Raw genomic sequence first — 18,192 nt, 5'->3', positions numbered from 1 at the left:
GTGGGAAACCACTGAGCATGACTTGCCTGTACTTGATGACTCATTATTTGATCCAACTCTACGTGATGCAGTGACGCAAGCGTGGCGCACTCCTTCTACGGAGACGGCTGTTAAAAATTTATGGCAAGAGATACTACCTGACGTATACCAAGGACAACTCTTTGATCCAGCACAACTATCAACGCTGCGCCGTTATCTGCAAGCAATCGCAGACGCTAATATCCCAATACGTCCTCCTTATGGTATCGCATTGAACAGTAATGGGGCCATGCTAGATGCCCGCTCACTAGGCTATTTGGCCACCCCTAATGTTCAGGCGTTTTATCATAAAGTCATGAATCAATATATGCGTCCTATCGCTCGGCTATTATTTGCCAATGTTTATGGCTATGACACTCAGACCTTTGGGTTCTCGATTCAATACCAGCCGACAGGCGACACATCGCTACAACTGCATACTGATGCTTCAGCGGTGACTATGAATATTAACCTAAATCTGCCAGGCGAAGACTTTACTGGATCAGAAGTTGACTTTGTTGATCGCCATTTGGGGCAAACCAAACGTGCCATCTTTAAACCTGGCATGGCGATTATTCATAGAGGCTCGGTGCCGCACGCCGCACATCCAATTACTAGTGGCAAACGTACCAATATGGTGCTTTGGCTGTATGGCGATAATATGCAAATACCACGAGGAGTTGGGCTTAATAGTCATATTGATGCCAATCAACGTTGGACTGCTACGCACAGTCAGCCTGATAATTTCGCGCCGTTTTAACAGCGGTACGCTATCGTTAGGTCAGACACAGCATAAAAGGTTAAGACAAGCATGAATATCTAAATAAATGATTACCTCTGCGAAAATTCGCACTTAAATGAATAAGAGCCGATAATTGATATGTTATAATGTTTCATTTTAACTATTCAAAGGCTATTGTATGGCGATACCGTTTCAACGGTTACAAGCGATCGACGCACTTCGAGGGCTTGTGATGCTCATCATGATGGTGGATCATGTTCGAGAGACCTTTTACTTACACCATCAAGTTCCTGATCCAATGCTGATACCAGGAACGGATGAACCACTATTTTTCAGCCGAATGGTTGCCCATTTATGTGCGCCTGTCTTTGTGTTACTGACGGGACTGTCTGCTTATTTGTACCAACACAAGCACAATAGTATCCAAATGACCCGCGAATTTTTAATCAAACGCGGGCTTTTTTTGGTGTTTTTGGAGCTGATTGTCATCAACTTTGCTTGGACAGCACAATTTCCACCTGATGTAGTTTACCTCCAAGTGATATGGGCGATTGGCTTCAGTATGATTGCGCTCTCAGCGGTTATTGGTCTGCCTAAGAAGTGGCTGTGGCTACTGAGCTTGGTGGTTATATTTGGGCACAATTTATTAGATACCATCTCCTTTGCCGACATTCCTATTATGCATCAACTGTGGCTGATACTTCATGAACGCGGCTGGATTGAGTTTGGTGAGGTGATTCGTTTTAGAACCTCTTATCCTGTACTACCTTGGATTGGCGTTATCATACTGGGCTACTGTATCGGTACATCTGTGTTCGGTGACTCTACGTCTGTGCAAAAGAGAAATCGTACGTTACTTACATTTGGCATGGTGAGTATCGCGTTATTTGTAGTACTGCGACTGGCCAATATATACGGCGATCAAGCATGGCTGATGATGCCGACTCTGAGTGAAACCTTCATGAGCTTTATGAATCTCACCAAATATCCACCATCGTTACTCTTTATATTGTGGAACGTGGGTATAGGACTGGTTTTATTAGTGATGCTCCAAAAGATTGAAACCAAGTCATGGATAAAACCACTGGTAGTCATTGGTTCTGTGCCAATGTTTTTTTATATCGTACATCTCTGTGTATTGAAACTAATGTATGTATTTGCCGTTCAACAGTTCGGTATAACGCATGGAGAATATTTTGGTGCAAATGCCGTCAGTACACTCTGGTTCATTGCGATTGCACTGAGCATTTTACTGTATCCCTTAATGCGTGCTTTTGCCAAATTCAAACATAGTAATAAGCACATTACTATCCTCAAATATTTATAGCGATAGCTCCCAACGATATAGCGACTATATAAAAGAACAACAATTCTATAAGCAGGCTTGGCCATCCTATATGGGATATAGCGAAGTCTAGACATTATCAAATGGTCAATAAACATCATTGTAACGTTGCTATTGACCGTTTGAGTTTCTGCTATAGATTTCTGACGTTTTTTAATAATATTTCTTATTGATCTATTGTATTGTTTTTAAAATAGTATAAACAAATATTCCGAGCCATCCATTACTTGCTACCAATAAGGCGAACGCTTTATTTCTTCAGCGAGAAAATCAATAAACCTTCTTTGTAATGGTGTCATCTGCTTTCGATTGGCATAAACCACATAAACACCCAAAGTTTTAGGTTTCCATTCAGGTAATAACTCAATAAGTTGTCCAGATGCAATCAAAGATTTGACTGCGCCAGATGGCTGTAAACTAATCCCATGTCCACGCAACGTGGCAGAGAGCAAGACTTCAGAGATATTGGCGCTAATATTGCCAGAGATAGGAACAGACTCTGGACCATTTGGCCCGTCAAACACCCATGCCGACCGTCCAAAATACGCAAATGATAGACAGTTGTGATGTACAAGCGACTGTACATCTGTAGGTCTGCCACGCCTTTGTAAATACTCAGGTGCAGCGCATACGATAGAGTGGCACTCACCGATACGTCTGGCAACGACATTTGGCTCCAAGTCATTGGTGATACGAATCGCCAAGTCAATACGGGCATCAACTAAATTGACCGAATCATCAGTGGTAAGAATATCAATTGCTGTTCGGGGCCAGTGAGAAACAAAGCGACCAACCACATCCATCAAAAGGCTATCAATCAGCGAAAAGCTGGCAGTGATTCGCAGCTGACCTTTTAGCTCCAAAGTGTTTTGATTGCGTATCTGATCCAACGAGTCAGTCAATCCAAACAACTGGTACGCCACCTCAAGAGTCTGCTCACCAGGTGCAGTGAGGCTCAGACTTCGAGTTGTGCGATGTAATAAGCGCATATCCATCCAGCTCTCAAGCTCTGTCAGATAGCGCGTTACCTTAGCTCTAGATATGTCTAAATTGTCCGCGGCACGGCTTAAGCTACCTTGTTCAACGATCGTAACAAACACCTGCAACGCGGTCAGCCTATCCATCTCTCCATCCTTATTTGCGCGAAAACTGAAACAGTAAATACCGAATTATAGCGTATTTAAACGAAATACAATCGAATAGAATAGCCGCTAATAACGAATACCGCCATTAACGCGGTCTATTTACTCAAACGAAAATATAGGTGAATTATGAAAAAATTAATGACAGCTTCTATGGCGGCCAGTGTGCTACTGCTCGCAACCCAAGTAAACGCAGCCGATCTAAAACTGCAAGCATATAAACCTGATCAAAATGCTATTTTCCCAGTGACCTCTGTGCTGGCAAGTGGCGAGAAAGATGCTATCTTGTTCGATGCACAGTTTAGTGTCAAAGACGGTGAAGCTTTGGTTGATATGATCAAAAAGAGCAATAAAGACCTAAAAATGATTTATATCACGGCAGGCGATCCAGATTACTATTTTGGTCTTCAGCCTTTAGTCAAAGCCTTCCCTGATGTAAAGGTTATGTCTAGCCCTTCTATTATTAAACACATTGAAGCGACTAAAGATGCAAAATTAAAGCATTGGGGCCCAATCCTTGGTAAACATGCGCCTACCAAGATCACAGTACCGCAAACACTTGATCAGTCTACACTGACCCTAGAAGGTCACAAAATCGAAATCAAAGAGATGGGAACCCATCAAGCATATATGTGGGTACCAGAGTCAAAAACCGTTTTCGGCGGTGTGTCGGTAACATCAGGTATGCATGTGTGGACTGCTGATACCCAAACTAAAGAAGCTCGTAGCGAGTGGATGCAATCATTGGAACACATGAAGCAATTAAAGCCAAACCTTGTGATACCAGGTCACTATTCAGGCAACCTACTCAAAAAAGACTATGCTGTTGATTTCACTCTCAGTTATCTAAAAACTTTTGAGCAAGCACTGGGCGAGGCAAAAAAACAAGATTCTAAGCAATCAGAAAAAGTAATTTCAATCATGAAGTCAGCTTATCCAGCGTTGCCCGGAGGAAGTGATTTAGAGTTGAGCAGTCAAGTCAATACAGGTGAAATAGAGTGGTAAATATAGGACAACTATTAAGTAAAAAACACTAATACTTTACTAAACCCACTAACCAGATATTAGTGTCAAAATGCTGGCGTATGCCGGGTCAATCAGCATACGCCAGTACTTTTAATGATAAATGAGAGCAACTTATGACAATACAGTATCGTCGTGCTGCGCCTGAAGACTTTGCAGCCATTGTTGACCTTTTTATCGTCAATATGAATTTGAGTGTATTTACTACTGCAACAGATAAGCAGGTTCTAAAGCAACTGGCTACCCTATTTCTAGCTAAAGACTGTCATCATGCTACTTTTATACAAGTTGCAGAATATGGTGACATTATTTGCGGTGTGGTGATAGGGATCACTAGACAAGATCCACATAAAGCTTTGTCATTCGATGATAAGCCCATTATTGATCAGATAGAAAACAAGCTGCGTTTATCTGATCAAGGTCGACAGGTATTAAGTGATTTACAGAAAAAAGAATCGGCTGGCGCGAAACAAAAGAAAGTCGATTTTGACAACGAATTACAGTTCTTCTGTGTAGATCCTGACTATCGTCGCCACCGTATTGGAGCGACGCTAATTCAGGCATTTGAGACTTATCTCGTGGCACAGGGCGTAACCACGTATGCATTACATACAGACACTTTATGTACTTATCAGTACTACGATAATAATGGCTATCAACGTGTTGATCAGTATCCTAACCACCTAAATCCGCAGATAATGCACTTCACCTACATCAAACTCTTGTCTTAACACGTTTATAGAGACAATCATCCATGATGACCAAAAAAATACAATCTAAAAGCTCTATAAGGCTGTTCTTTTATATTTAATAGACTCAAGCGTGGCGAGCCAAATCAAAGGTAAGACAATCAGAGCAGAACCTATCAAAAGACTGATATCTGGTATTTCATCAAACCATACGATGCCGATAACCACTGCTCCTAACAGACCGGTATATTCTGCACTAGATATTTTATGTGCTTCAACCGCTCGGTAGACCAGTACGCAGATACCCGCATAGATCAAAATAAACAAATTTGAGCCTGCTGCTATCCATAGCGCGTACCAACTCAAAGGAGCATTTTCCCAAATAGCCAAACCAAGCCCCAACGGTATTCCGACTAAATTGGTCAAAAACAGTGTTTGTGCAACGGTATGATTCGAAGGCAATTTACGAACCAATAGATTGTTTGTCGCCATGGTTAAGGCCACGATCAACGCAAATATAGCACCCATATTAATTTGTGTCGGTTTTACCACGACAAGAATACCTATGAAGCCTAGTATTGCCACAATGATGCTTGGTGCTGTAAGTCTGTCTTTATAAAACAAAAACCCTAACGGCAACATCAGTAAAGGCGCAGTATAAAAAATCGCATTGACCGTGGCTAGCGGTAGCGCTTGGATAGACAACACCATAAATACCGCGCCAAACAACCAAATATGCCCACGTACAAAATGCCATTTTACGTGACTAAGTAGCTTGGCTTTTTGGTTGAATAAACAAAACGGTAGCAGCATCAAGACAGCTGTTAGCTGACGCAATAGCACAAATTGATAGACCGCTGCGCCATCTGGCAACTCTTTTATCAGCGCATCTGAAAGGACTGCAATCATGTTTCCTGCAACCAATAGTAACATTGCAAACCCAACACTCATCTTCGGCATTATCATGCTTATACCTATCTCAAAATACATAAAATTTTAAATTAAGCCATTCAATCCAATGGTCAGATAAATAGTATATTCGCGTTTACTCATGACGTATAATGATATAAAAACGTTTAGTATTAGTTGAACTCATAATGAAACTCCCCCCATTACGTGCCATACAATGCTTTGAATCTGTAGCAAGGCTTAATAGTTTTTCTAAGGCAGCAGAAAGCCTCAACGTGACGCAAAGTGCCGTGAGTCATCAGGTTCGAACGCTTGAAGAATATCTTGGTGAAGCGTTGTTTTATAGGCAGGGCCGAACCCTTTCTTTAACAGATATAGGTGCTCGCTATTTCACAGAGGTGAATCAATCGCTGACTACTCTATCCAATACCAGTCAGGCCATTCGCCATGATAAGCCTGGCCATATTCGCCTAGCGCTGTATAGTTCAGTGGCTGTCAATTGGTTGATTCCTCGGTTAGAAAACTTCCGCGAACAGCACCCAGAGATTGAGCTGACCTTAAATATGGTGACAGACCAAGACGACTATAATGAGCAATGTTCGGATTGCTTTATTACCGTCAATCCACCGAAACGCAATGTAGTCAGCAAGCTTTTATTCGCTGAGAAGCTATTTCCTGTCTGTGGCCAAAAGCTTTGGGCAGAAATAAAGGATCAGCCATTGCCTGATGGGTTATGGCAACACCCTATACTGTCCGTAAAATATTCTGACAAAAGTGAAGGTACGGCTAATGATTGGCTAAAATGGTGTAAAGCAGGCGGGTTTGAGCTGCCAAGCGAGGTAAAGATTAATCAGTTTAGCCATGTACTGCTTGCCGCACAGGCCGCGCGTTATAACTTAGGTATTACGCTTACCGACAACTATATGATGCTAGAACAAACACATCAGCAAAATCTTGTCAAAATCCCAATGCATGAATTACTCACTGGCGACAGTTTCTATTTCTTTTATAATGACTTAAAGTCAAATCAACCAGACATCATTAAATTGAGTCGTTGGTTAGAGTCACAATGTCTTTAAACGTGTTTTAAATAGCATTTTAAATAAGTGTTTCTAAAGACCGTCATTAACGAATATTACCTATAATTGCGACCAATAAGCACTGTGAAAGTATCACCCCCCCCCTACGATAAAGAGCAAGACCTATGCAAATAATCCTCAATCAAATGGATATTACCGATTATCAAGTATCAGTAAATGCTGCTGCGATATTAAAATCAATCCATAATCATCAAGCCTGCGATGGCTTTATGATTTTTCCAGAACTTGCTTTGACTGGCTTTCCGACGCTAGACAATATTGAAGCGTTGTATCATCAATCAACAGAGCACTTTCACAGCATATTGGAAGCAAGCAAAAATACAGATTCAACCATTATTATTGGACATATTGACAAACAGGATCAACTTTTCTATAACGCATGTTCTTTTATAAAAAACGGCAAAATCATTCATAAACACAGAAAGTCAAAGCTTTGGCTTGATGATGTTGGGGTATTTACGAGCGGAGAAGACTTATCAGTGGTTAGCATTAATGATGTGGTTTGCGGTGCTCAGATTTGTTTTGAGCTAGAGTTTCCAGAAGGCTCAAGAGCACTGGCAAAAAAAGGCGCACAGATCATATTTATGCCAAACGGCAATATGTCTCCCTATGCAAATACCCACTATGTATTGACTCAAGCGCGTGCCATTGAAAACCAATGTTTTGTGATTACTTGCAACGGTGTGGGCGTCGGTCATGGCGGTCAGTTTGTAGGAGAGAGTCTAGTGGTCTCTCCTACGGGACGAATCATCAAAAAACTTGGTTCGTCGCCAGATATAGTAACAGTAAATATAGATTTAGAGGAACTAGAGCAGTCTAAACAAAACTATCAATATATAAACTTGTCTTAATGTAACCATAGAGCTTAATCATTAAACTGAGTGGCAAGGTTATTTTCTGGAGAAACCACAGTGAAGAAAAATCACGGTTACTTATCGCGGCTGATGTCTGGTGGATTGAAAGCCAATCGACTATCGTTGAGCTAGTACAGCGCAATCTATATATCCTATGACTTACTATTCTCAGTCTCTCAAAGCATCTTCAACAAAGCTCAACCGGTCTTGACCAAAAAACATCTCACCATTTACAAAGAAACTTGGTGCCCCAAATACGCCTCGTGCTACTGCTTCTTCGGTACTAGATTTTAAACGCGCCTTGACCTCAGGCTCACTAATACGCGCCATAAAATCAGTCGCCTCAATGCCTACTTTCGACAAAACTTCAGCCACGACTTCTGGTGATTCCATATTTAACTTTTCAGCCCATAGCCCATTAAAGACAGCGGATAAATAACTCTCAAATTTAGGTGTCCCCAAATAAGCGGTAACACCGCGCATAAGCTGCATCGTATTGACTGGGAAAAATGGATTGAAGCGAAAAGGCACGTCATAGATAGCTGAAAAACGCTTAAGGTCTTTGAGCATATAAGCGCCTTTAGCAGGTACGGCAGCTGGTGAGGTGTTACCAACGGCTTGAAACACTGCGCCAAGTAGCATAGGTCGCCAAACGATCTCGGCATTGTGATGCTGTGCGATACTCGCTAACTGTGTCCATGCCAAATAACTGGCTGGGCTGCCCACATCAAAGAAAAATTCTACTTGTTTACTCATTTTTGCATTCCTTGCAATATGTTAAAAATCCATTAAAAATTTTGATGGTTATTAACCAGATAGGATTAAAAAGTTTCCATCCATGGGCGTAAATCCAGCTCATGCGTCCAGCTATCCCTTGGCTGACAGTGCAACTGCCAATACTGCTCAGCGATATGTTCTGGATTTAAAATACCGTCTTGGTCTTTTAGCTCATAGCGCTCGGGAAAGTTGTCACGAATAAAATCAGTATCAATGGCACCGTCAATGATAGGGTGTGCGACATGTATGCCTTTAGGTCCTAACTCTCGCGCCATGCTTTGTGCCAATGCCCGCAGAGCAAACTTAGCGCTAGCAAAAGCCGAAAACCCTTTACTACCGCGTAAAGACGCTGTTGCACCCGTAAAAATAATTGTCCCCCTCGCACGTGGAATCATGACTTTTGCCGCTTCTCTACCTGTCAAAAACCCCGCCAAAGCACCCATCTCCCATACTTTTCGATAGACCCTTTCTGTCGTATCTAAGATAGAGAAATGAACGTTTGCCCCGATGTTAAACACTACTACTTCAATCGGCCCAATGTCTTTTTCAATATGGGCAAACAGCTCAACCATTTCTTGTTCTACACGCGCATCACAACCAAATGGCTTGACTACTCCCCCAGCCGCTTCGATATCACTGACTAATGCCTCTAGCTTCTCAGCGTTCCTTCTGGTCACGCACAAAGTAAAACCTTCTCGCGCAAAACGTTTGGCAACAGCACTGCCAGTGGCATCGCCTGCGCCGATTACAACTGCTACGGGTGCTCTGTTCATGTCTATTTCCTTATAGGTTCCTTTTTAGAACTAACAAAAATATAGCTTTATTTTTGGACCCTGTCAAGCTAACCTATAGCTTAAAGATAAAGGAGATAACCTATGCGCTGGGATGAACTGGACCAACAGTCTTGCTCGGTAGCTCGCACTTTAGCAGTCATTGGTGATCGTTGGACGCTCATTATTTTACGTGATTGTTTTTTGGGAGTCAGACGATTCGACGTATTTGAGCAACGCTTAGGCATTACACGTCATGTCCTATCTGACCGTCTTCGCAAACTGGTTGAATACGATATTTTAAAAAAAGTCGCCTATCAGCAGCGGCCGCTACGTGAGGAATATAGACTGACAGAGTGTGGATTAGATTTGCACTCTGTCGTACTGGCATTGGTCAGTTGGGGTGATAAATACATGGTTGATGAACGCGGGGCGCCGCTGTTGCATAGACACAAGGCATGTGGTCACATTATGCATCCTGTGACAGTATGCTCCGAGTGCGCTGAGCCAATTACTGCACGTGATATTGAGGTTGAGATAGGACCCAAATGGATCGGTAATGATGAAGTGAGTATTTAATATAGTAGCGGTTTATAAATCACTGGAGCTAGATATTAGAACACTTTATCTAAAAGACTTAACCTTTTACGGCTGTACTGTGCTTCAGCCTAAAATATTCCAAACTCTCGTTAACTATTAATCTAAATGGCGTTATGCAGACCAGCCTTCTAATACAATCTTGCCATGCGCTTGCTGTTTTTCTAGCATTTGATGCGCACTACGTAGGTGTTCAGCGGTGATAGCCCCAAGATTGTGAGCAACTGTGGTTTTGATCTCGCCTGCATCAATCAATTTTGCCACTGCATTTAATAAATGATGCTGTTCAATCATGTCTGGCGTATTGAACATTGAGCGTGCAAACATAAATTCCCAATGCAGGCTTAAGCTCTTGGTTTTAAGAGGGTTGGCATCTAATGATTTTGGATCATCAATCAGTCCAAGCTTACCTTGCGGCTTTAAGCATTTAATGATTTCTTCATAATGATCCTCAGTATTATTGAGACTCACCACGTAGTCTACTTCAGCAATACCCGTTTTTTGTAGTTCATCAGACAATGGGTTGCGGTGATTGATGACATGATCAGCACCCAAATCTTTGAGCCACTGCACGCTCTCATCTCTTGAAGCCGTACCAATAACCGTGGCAGAAGTTCTTGTTTTTAATAACTGAGTTAAGATAGATCCAACACCGCCCGCTGCGCCAATGACCAATACTGAGACGTTATTAGCATTCTCGCTACTACCGCTGACATTCGCTTTGCTATCAGAGACAGGCACTTGTAAACGGTCAAATAACATCTCCCAAGCCGTAATCGTCGTCAGTGGTAATGCTGCTGCCTCAGCGAAAGACAAAGAGGCTGGCATGTGCCCAACGATACGCTCATCGACCAACTGATATTCAGCATTGCTGCCTGAACGGGTCAAATCTCCAGCATAATAGACATTGTCGCCTACTGAGAATAAACTGACGTCTTCACCGACAGCCGTCACAGTACCAGCAGCATCCCAACCAATAACAGCATACTCACCCTCTGCAGCAGGACGCCCTTCACGGATTTTGTAATCTACTGGATTGACTGATATGGCTTTTACTTCTACGAGAATATCGCAGCCTGAAGCAATTGGCTTATCAAGGGTAATGTCTTGTAGCGATTGTTCGTTATCGATAGGTAGATTGTTTTGATAACCAATGGCTTTGATAGTTTGCATAATATTGTGTCCTGTTTTTAATGGGAAAGTTTTTAATAATAAAATTTGAAAATATAGTTAGTAATGGTTTAATTGTTCGAAATTTATTGATGCCGCAAAATATAAATCTTATGCATCTTATGCAAAAATTGACTGCAATACTGTCTGAGTCTGCTGCTCAAGCTCTGCAATGGCTGCTTGGTTTAGAGCATCAGCATGTGGTCGACCAAACGCTCCTCTTGCATCGCCATGTGTGCCATCTTTTATATCGTTATCAAAGTACTTACCAGTATCGTTAGCGAACTCATCCGAGATGGCCAACTCCGTTAGGATATTTGCGCCTTTGTCTGCTGATGACCAATGCTGACCATACGCCTCATCGACCATTTTTGTGTTCAGCAGCGAGCCTGGATTGACGGCAATGACATTGATATCGTTGCTAGCGACGGTATCAGCTAATGCCATACTCCACATCGTGAGTGCCAGCTTACTTTGGGCATAAGCATCCTTATCATCGAGGCGGGTCTGGCCTGCAAGTGCTTGATAAGATATTGACGCTTGCGCAGCTGAGCTTAAGTTCACGATACGTGCTTTATCAGACTGCTTGAGCAAAGGCAATAAAGCATTGGTCAGCTCATAAGGCGCTAGGTAATTGACTACGAAACGTACATCCAAACCGTCTTTAGTCAATGCTGATGCCGTGGTATAAATCCCTGCGTTATTTATGAGCACATCGAGCTTTGGCAGTTTTTCATTGACGTCTGCTGCCATCTTTAGCACATCCGTTAGATCAGAAAAATCAGCCACAAACCCATCAATATTATCTACTGCTGCGCCTGTCGCGACTGCTTGAACTTCTGCAATGACGCTAGCAAGCTTGTCAGCATCGCGGCCATGCAAGTACACTTGGTGTCCAGCTTCTGCCAGTTTTAACGCTGCCAATTTGCCAATGCCATCTGTGCTGCCAGTAATTAAAATTGTTTTAGTGATATTCAGAGTCATAAACCGCCCTTATTGTTTGAATTATTGTTTCAGTTTTGGATACCTGTTCTATTTTATCCATCGTGATAGCGCCCATTGTAATGAAAGTGTTGTGGGTCAAACAGTAGCCATCACCTAAAACACTTTCAATATAATTTTGAAAGTGAGTTTTATTTAAGGGGTTATGTAGAGCCTTATCTAAGCAATTTGCAGTTATACTTAGGTTCAAACTTCATGAGGAATGTTAAATGCAGTATCCGATAGCAATTACACCAAGTAATGAAACAACAGCTTACGGCATATTTATCCCAGACATAGTGAGTTGCTATTCAGCCAGCGATGAACGTGCAGATATCTTTAATAATGCTAAAGAAGCAATTATGCTCCATCTAAAAGGATTGATAGAAGACGGCGAAGCCATTCCTCTACCTACCGATAGTACTAAACATAAAGATAATCTAGATTTTGAAGGAATGGATTGGGCAGTAGTAGATATTCAGATACATGAGCTATATGAATGACATCAAAGAACCACTCATGCCTGTCAGATATAATAAATGAACTAAAAAAACTCATATAACAAAAAGGACAAGTAATCTAATCATGAAAAATTAAAAAGATAATGAATAGAAAACTGCATTATCAATCTTATTTTAAGTCACGCTATGCAAATTGGCGTTCGAATGACGTCCAGTCCTCAACATAGGCTGGCTAGCAAATAAGACAATCACACCAACTAATGAAAACACACCAAAGGCGTAGAATGCAGTAGCAGCACCATACCGATCCACAATCAAACCAGTAAAGATGACGGGTACACTAAGCCCTATATATGCCATCAGAAAATAGCCTGCACTTGCACGTGCCTGCTCATTTCCAGCAGATTTTGCGACTCCTAACATACCGCCTAAATAGACAAAGCCATAGCAACTAGTACTGGCCAAAAATGCCGCCAAAAGAATGACTGGTAGGTTGGCATTCAACGTCCCCCAAGCCAATAAAGCATAAGCTGGTAGTAAAATCAGAAGACCAAGCTTGCTTGAAACTTGAGGGTCAAGTTTTCGAGCGATTGGCTGAACGATCAATCCACAACTGATGGCTAACATAGAAGATACCCCTGCATACTTAGCGAGGCCATGCGTGGCCAGTACTGAGGGAATAACTGACAATACCAATCCTGTCGTCGCCCAACAAATCAAAATACCGCTGCCATACCAGATGACCTCACGGTTAAAATAAGGTAGCCGTAGCATAGATGTGGGCAAATTAGTGCATTTAGGTGCCGTCTCTGGTAATTGATATAACAGAAACATAGCGAACAGCCCGCTCGCTAGTAGTAAGAAAAAACTGGCTGGTTGTTCAGTTTCATAAAGCATCAAAGAAACCGTCGTCAATACAGGGCCAAGACCAAAACCTATCGTTGTACTGGCCGTCACCCACGCTGTCGCACGCATCGTATCTGATGAACCAAGCAGCTCAATCATATAGGCAGTCGCCGTAGCAGCCATTAGAGCGGTTCCCACACCCAGTATGAATCGTGCTACTGCTAACGCTCGTGTGTAAGGATAAAATAGCATGAGAGCCGTCGCTGCTATCGATAGTGCTAGAGAGATTAAAATCACCTTACGTCGTCCGATCCGATCCGACAACCCACCGAAAGCTAATAATACAGGTATGACGCCTAATACATAAAAGGAAAACGCTATCGTAGTTGCTAGTACACCATAGCCATCATTGTGTGCATAGACGGCATAAAGCGGCCCTTGGATATTGACGCTTGTCGTTATCACGCATAAGGCAAAGGCCAAATATTTATTATATTTTTTCGTGGTCATATATCGCTGCTTTTTGAAGAATAATCGTTGAATTGACTGAGGTAAGTGCGTTTCACAATAGAATGACACCTACCTCTACATCGTTTACGTTCAATGATTAAAACAAAAGTACAGTAGGTTATCTATATACAATCCAGTACAATTAGACAGAACTGTTTGGTCTATAAAACCCATACAGTTGGGATATCCTACCCATATATCGTCATAGCTGTAACCTTGAGATAAGACCTTCATAAAAGCCGCCTTACCAAAAATTGTAAAAAATATGAATAAGAAGCTAACACGTATCGAAGTTGTCATGGCTGACGTAAAAGATAAAATAGCAACCGTCATCTATATGCCAGAGTCGCGACTACCCTCCGTCCGTGCTGCTGCCAAAGATTATGGGTTCTCGCCATCTACCGTGGTTGAAGCCTATGAGCGCCTGCAAACTGAGGGCTTTATTTACTCTCGGCCTAGTGCAGGGTTCTATGTGGCAGAGACGACAGCGCCGCTATCATTGACAGATATAGCACCAAAAATTGATCGAGTGGTAGATCCATTGTGGGTATCGCGGCAGTCGCTGGAGCCACCCGATGGTGCACTAAAGCCAGGCTGCGGCTGGTTACCAGCGGACTGGCTATTTGAGGCAGGTATACGCCGTGGTCTGCGAAATGTAGCAAAAGCTGACGCGTCTATTATCAGTGAGTATGCAACGCCGCTAGGACTGTTAGCATTGCGCCAATTACTCACGCGGCGTATGGCAGGATTGAGTATCAATGCAGAACCGTCACAGGTCATATTGACGGATTCAGGCACTCAGGCGATAGATTTGATTTTTCGATTTTTGCTGACGCCAGGTGACACGGTAATCGTCGATGATCCTTGTTATTTTAACTTTCGAGCACAACTGCTTGCCCACCGAGTCAAAGTGGTTGGCGTCCCTTATACGCCAAACGGACCAGATGTAGAGGCCTTTGCAGCGATTTTAGATGAGCATAAGCCGCGCCTGTACATCACCAATGCTGCCATTCACAATCCTACTGGTGCAACGTTATCACCTGCTACGGCATACCGTGTATTACAATTGGCTCAGGCGGCTGGCTTGTACATTATAGAAGACGATATTTTTGCAGATTTTGAAGTCAAGCCTGCGGCGAGATTGGCGGCTTTGGATGGGTTGTCACGAGTATTCTATATCGGCAGTTTTTCTAAAACGTTATCCGCATCCCTACGCTGTGGTTATATCGCAGCGCCTACAGAATGGGTCGAGAGCTTGGTAGATTTAAAGATAGCGACTGGCTTTGGTGGCAGTCAGTTAGCAGCGGCGGTTGTGTTCTCAGCGTTGACTGATAGCGGCTACCGTAAGCATATGAATGATATCCATACTCGGCTGGCAAGCGCGCGTACTCATACGCTACCACGATTGGCTAAATTAGGCATCGTACCGTGGCTGCTCCCACAAGCAGGTATGTTCCTATGGTGCCGATTGCCTGAGAATAATAATGCGACCGAATTGGCCAATCGCTGTTTATCCAAAGGTGTGGTATTGGCGCCGGGCAATGTTTTTAGCCAATCGGACAATGCTGAGAACTTTATGCGGTTCAATGTGGCGCAGATGAGTCATTCAAAAGTTTTCGAGGTATTGGCTCAATCGTTAGACTAACCAATCAGAGACTTATATAGTCATTCCACTATAAAAGTATTACAGCGTTAACCTCGCTTGAAGTATCACATATACATCTACACTCGGTTGCCTTGTACTACTTTTAAATTGAATCGACTATAGTGCTAGTACCGTCCTATTATATAGTGACCTTTCGACTATAATTCTAAGCCTAAATATCAGCCGAACACAAGCCGAACACAAGCAAATCGAACCATTCCCCAAAACGGACAATAACTCTCTAGGATAGCTCATATGTCCCCTATATATATTGCATTGGCTGTACTGGTTACTTTTATCTGGGGCGTAAATTTTACTTTTATTGCGTGGGGTCTTGAGAGCTTTCCGCCATTGATGCTTACTGCTCTGCGTTTTTTCTTTACTGCTGTGCCTCTGGTTTTATTTCTAAAGCCGCCTAAATTCAACCGTACCCTGTTTATTTATGCCATCGGTACATTTGTCATGCAGTACGCCTTTGTATTTACAGCGATGCATCTGGGTTCATCCCCGGGGCTGACGGCACTACTGCTACAAATTCAGATTTTTATCACGGTATTGCTAGCATACTTTATATTGGGTGAAGCAGTCAGCCGTATGCAAATCGTCGGTATGTTGGTCGGTGTGCTAGGACTTAGCGTGATTGCGCTAAACCTTGGCGGTGATATGCCTTTGGCAGGGTTCATCTGTATTTTGATTGCGGCCATCGGGTGGAGCTTTGGTAACATTGCATCCAAGCAAGCCTCCAAGCAAGCATCAAAACAGGCCTCAGAAAAAGCTGCCCTACAAGAGACGCAGCAAGGAACAAGGGTATCTGTTGCTACATCTAGCACTGGAAAAAATAAAGCCTCTGCTCTGTCTGCGCTAGCGCTGGTCGTCTGGGGCGGTCTCATTGCTTGCGTGATGTTAACGATATCTTCTCTTACATTTGAGACTGATGCATGGCAGCTGGAGACGTTTACTGAAGCATCGCTCAAGTCTTGGCTCTCACTTGGGTTTATCGTCTATATCTCAACCTTAATTGGCTTTGGCCTGTGGGCACACTTACTCAGTCAAAATACCGCCTCCAAGGTTATGCCGTTTGCGCTATTGGTGCCCGTATTCGGTATGGTGACCTCAGTACTACTCACAGGAGAAGTAGTGACGTGGTGGAAGATGCTGGCCATGATGTTGATCTTATCAGGACTGCTATTGGCGAATGTGAAGATGAAAATAAAAAAAAGCTGCTAACGATGACTACTAAAACACTCGGCCATCATTAGCAGCTTTTTATTTTCTGCAGCTTTTTTTCTATAGTTATCGTAAATCATCCACGACAGCTAGCATTGCTACCAGTGATGCTTCCCCTAACTTGATAGAACGCTCGGGTGACCAACCCATCTCTTCATCGGGTAGATTATCATTGTCTTTGAATGGCATCTCTAACGTATTAGCAAGACAATCAAAACGCTCTGCTACCCAATTGGTGGCAACGGTCATATTGGCAGCACCTGGTGCATCAATCTCATAGCCAATCTCAGACTGAAAATCAGCACTGGCTAACTTTAATACCTCTGAAAATCTATCACGTAGTCCAGCAAGACGGTCACTGTAGCTTGGCGTCCCTTGTGACCCAGCAAGGAATACATACGGCAATGCTTCATCGCCATGCACATCGTAAAATAGATCCACGCCCGTCGCTTCCATTTTATTAATCACATGAAACACTTCAGGGCTTTTGTCTAAGCTTGGACTTTGCCATTCACGGTTTAAATTGGTTCCGACAGCGTTAGTACGCAGGTGTCCACGTACACTGCCATCAGGGTTCATATTAGGGACAATATAAAAGTTTGCCTTGTCCAATAACTGTTTGCCAGTCGCATTATCGCTATCTAACAAGCTATACAACAAACCCTCAATGAGCCATTCAGCCATCGTCTCACCTGGATGCTGACGAGCAGTAATCCATATATTGCGCTTGTGAGCAGCACCGTCACCTATTTTGACTAGGGTCAAGTCACGTTTATCAAGCGTTTCGCCTAGATGCTCTAACGTCACTAGCGGATGCACTTGCACAGCGGCCAATAAATCTTGATGACGCTCATAGCTATAAGGCGCAAAATAAGCAATCTGAATGGTTTCGCATTCTAACTCTGCCACGATGGTCAACTTGCCATCTTTGTAAGAGGTTGGCAGACGGAACCAATGCTGACGATCATAAGAAGCCACCGCTTGGTAGTTCTCCCAACCCTCCAGATAAGAGGCCTCTCCTGCATTCAGAATATTGAGAACATACTGCTCTCCTATTTGACCTGACAGACGAAAGTTAAACCACTGAAAGAACTCGCCACCAACATCTGGGCGAATCGCTAATTGAATGTCTTTTTTGTTGTCTGCATTAATAATGTCAATGTTGCCTGCATCAAAATTAGCTGTGATATGCATAGTCATTCCCTAATTGATTTTTATGATTGTGTTTTAAGTATTATGTTCGTTATCGACTTACTGTTCTACCTATTGCCTTGTAATAATCTCTAGCTTTATATTGGGCACTAGACATACATTTACTTGGTCATTATCAGCTCGTTTTCAAGGCAATAGCCTATCAAATCTATCTGTTCAGGTTGAATATTTAGC

18 protein-coding genes are annotated in these 18,192 nt (G+C 42.8%); 10 read left to right on the top strand and 8 right to left on the bottom strand.

The annotated features are described in order from the left end of the window. The first annotated feature begins 22 nt into the window (after positions 1-22). Positions 23-778 (top strand): hypothetical protein, encoded by a 756-nt coding sequence (locus JMY00_RS09485; protein ID WP_201580000.1) that lies wholly within the window; start codon positions 23-25, stop codon positions 776-778. A 160-nt stretch (positions 779-938) separates the two neighbouring features. Next, entirely contained in the window at positions 939-2,087 is a 1,149-nt protein-coding gene (locus tag JMY00_RS09480) for a heparan-alpha-glucosaminide N-acetyltransferase domain-containing protein (protein WP_201579999.1), read from the top strand. 248 nt (positions 2,088-2,335) lie between these two features. On the opposite strand, the gene JMY00_RS09475 is transcribed toward JMY00_RS09480, so the two are convergent. Beyond that, positions 2,336-3,229 carry a LysR family transcriptional regulator gene (locus JMY00_RS09475; RefSeq protein ID WP_201579998.1) on the bottom strand — a complete coding sequence of 298 codons (894 nt, stop codon included), beginning with the start codon at positions 3,227-3,229 and terminating at the stop codon, positions 2,336-2,338. Between the two features lie 147 nt (positions 3,230-3,376). Between JMY00_RS09475 and JMY00_RS09470 the strand changes: the two genes are divergently transcribed. Then, a complete protein-coding gene (locus tag JMY00_RS09470) occupies positions 3,377-4,252 on the top strand; it encodes an MBL fold metallo-hydrolase (protein WP_201579997.1) in 876 nt (291 codons plus the stop codon). 134 nt (positions 4,253-4,386) lie between these two features. After that, positions 4,387-5,001 (top strand): GNAT family N-acetyltransferase, encoded by a 615-nt coding sequence (locus tag JMY00_RS09465; protein ID WP_201579996.1) that lies wholly within the window; start codon positions 4,387-4,389, stop codon positions 4,999-5,001. A gap of 54 nt (positions 5,002-5,055) precedes the next feature. Here JMY00_RS09465 and JMY00_RS09460 read toward each other — a convergent pair whose 3' ends face one another. After that, positions 5,056-5,925, bottom strand: coding sequence for a DMT family transporter (locus JMY00_RS09460; protein ID WP_240990718.1), 870 nt, complete (start codon positions 5,923-5,925; stop codon positions 5,056-5,058). A gap of 131 nt (positions 5,926-6,056) precedes the next feature. Between JMY00_RS09460 and JMY00_RS09455 the strand changes: the two genes are divergently transcribed. Further along, positions 6,057-6,947, top strand: coding sequence for a LysR family transcriptional regulator (locus JMY00_RS09455; protein ID WP_201579995.1), 891 nt, complete (start codon positions 6,057-6,059; stop codon positions 6,945-6,947). Between the two features lie 125 nt (positions 6,948-7,072). Then, positions 7,073-7,819 carry a carbon-nitrogen hydrolase family protein gene (locus tag JMY00_RS09450; RefSeq protein WP_201579994.1) on the top strand — a complete coding sequence of 249 codons (747 nt, stop codon included), beginning with the start codon at positions 7,073-7,075 and terminating at the stop codon, positions 7,817-7,819. 171 nt (positions 7,820-7,990) lie between these two features. On the opposite strand, the gene JMY00_RS09445 is transcribed toward JMY00_RS09450, so the two are convergent. Together JMY00_RS09445 and JMY00_RS09440 are read right to left on the bottom strand one after the other, a co-directional pair. Next, the gene (locus tag JMY00_RS09445) at positions 7,991-8,578 is read right to left on the bottom strand and encodes a 2-hydroxychromene-2-carboxylate isomerase (protein ID WP_201579993.1); all 588 of its coding nucleotides are present in this window, start codon (positions 8,576-8,578) and stop codon (positions 7,991-7,993) included. Positions 8,579-8,643: 65 nt separating this feature from the next. Continuing rightward, a complete protein-coding gene (locus tag JMY00_RS09440; protein ID WP_201579992.1) occupies positions 8,644-9,372 on the bottom strand; it encodes an SDR family oxidoreductase in 729 nt (242 codons plus the stop codon). A 102-nt stretch (positions 9,373-9,474) separates the two neighbouring features. Here JMY00_RS09440 and JMY00_RS09435 point away from each other — a divergent pair, with 102 nt between their 5' ends. After that, complete coding sequence (locus JMY00_RS09435; RefSeq protein ID WP_201579991.1) at positions 9,475-9,948, top strand: helix-turn-helix domain-containing protein; 474 nt, start codon at positions 9,475-9,477, stop codon at positions 9,946-9,948. Positions 9,949-10,080: 132 nt separating this feature from the next. On the opposite strand, the gene JMY00_RS09430 is transcribed toward JMY00_RS09435, so the two are convergent. After that, positions 10,081-11,130, bottom strand: coding sequence for a zinc-binding alcohol dehydrogenase family protein (locus JMY00_RS09430; RefSeq protein WP_201580018.1), 1,050 nt, complete (start codon positions 11,128-11,130; stop codon positions 10,081-10,083). A 126-nt stretch (positions 11,131-11,256) separates the two neighbouring features. After that, positions 11,257-12,120 (bottom strand): SDR family NAD(P)-dependent oxidoreductase, encoded by an 864-nt coding sequence (locus JMY00_RS09425; protein WP_201579990.1) that lies wholly within the window; start codon positions 12,118-12,120, stop codon positions 11,257-11,259. A 227-nt stretch (positions 12,121-12,347) separates the two neighbouring features. On the opposite strand from JMY00_RS09425, the gene JMY00_RS09420 reads away from it, so the two are divergent. Further along, the gene (locus JMY00_RS09420; RefSeq protein ID WP_201572310.1) at positions 12,348-12,620 is read left to right on the top strand and encodes a type II toxin-antitoxin system HicB family antitoxin; all 273 of its coding nucleotides are present in this window, start codon (positions 12,348-12,350) and stop codon (positions 12,618-12,620) included. A gap of 132 nt (positions 12,621-12,752) precedes the next feature. Here JMY00_RS09420 and JMY00_RS09415 read toward each other — a convergent pair whose 3' ends face one another. Continuing rightward, the gene (locus JMY00_RS09415) at positions 12,753-13,934 is read right to left on the bottom strand and encodes an MFS transporter (protein ID WP_201579989.1); all 1,182 of its coding nucleotides are present in this window, start codon (positions 13,932-13,934) and stop codon (positions 12,753-12,755) included. A 265-nt stretch (positions 13,935-14,199) separates the two neighbouring features. Here JMY00_RS09415 and JMY00_RS09410 point away from each other — a divergent pair, with 265 nt between their 5' ends. Next, positions 14,200-15,579 carry a PLP-dependent aminotransferase family protein gene (locus JMY00_RS09410; RefSeq protein ID WP_201579988.1) on the top strand — a complete coding sequence of 460 codons (1,380 nt, stop codon included), beginning with the start codon at positions 14,200-14,202 and terminating at the stop codon, positions 15,577-15,579. 255 nt (positions 15,580-15,834) lie between these two features. After that, complete coding sequence (locus JMY00_RS09405; protein WP_201579987.1) at positions 15,835-16,806, top strand: EamA family transporter; 972 nt, start codon at positions 15,835-15,837, stop codon at positions 16,804-16,806. A gap of 66 nt (positions 16,807-16,872) precedes the next feature. Here the strand turns inward: JMY00_RS09405 and JMY00_RS09400 are convergent, their stop codons facing one another. Beyond that, complete coding sequence (locus tag JMY00_RS09400; RefSeq protein ID WP_201579986.1) at positions 16,873-18,000, bottom strand: M14-type cytosolic carboxypeptidase; 1,128 nt, start codon at positions 17,998-18,000, stop codon at positions 16,873-16,875. Positions 18,001-18,192: the final 192 nt, after the last annotated feature.

It is taken from the genome of Psychrobacter sp. Pi2-52, from assembly GCF_904846705.1.
Taxonomy (GTDB): Bacteria; Pseudomonadota; Gammaproteobacteria; order Pseudomonadales; family Moraxellaceae; genus Psychrobacter.
The sequence above is the reverse complement of the archived record's forward strand: the minus strand, read 5'-3'. Positions and strand labels throughout refer to the sequence as shown.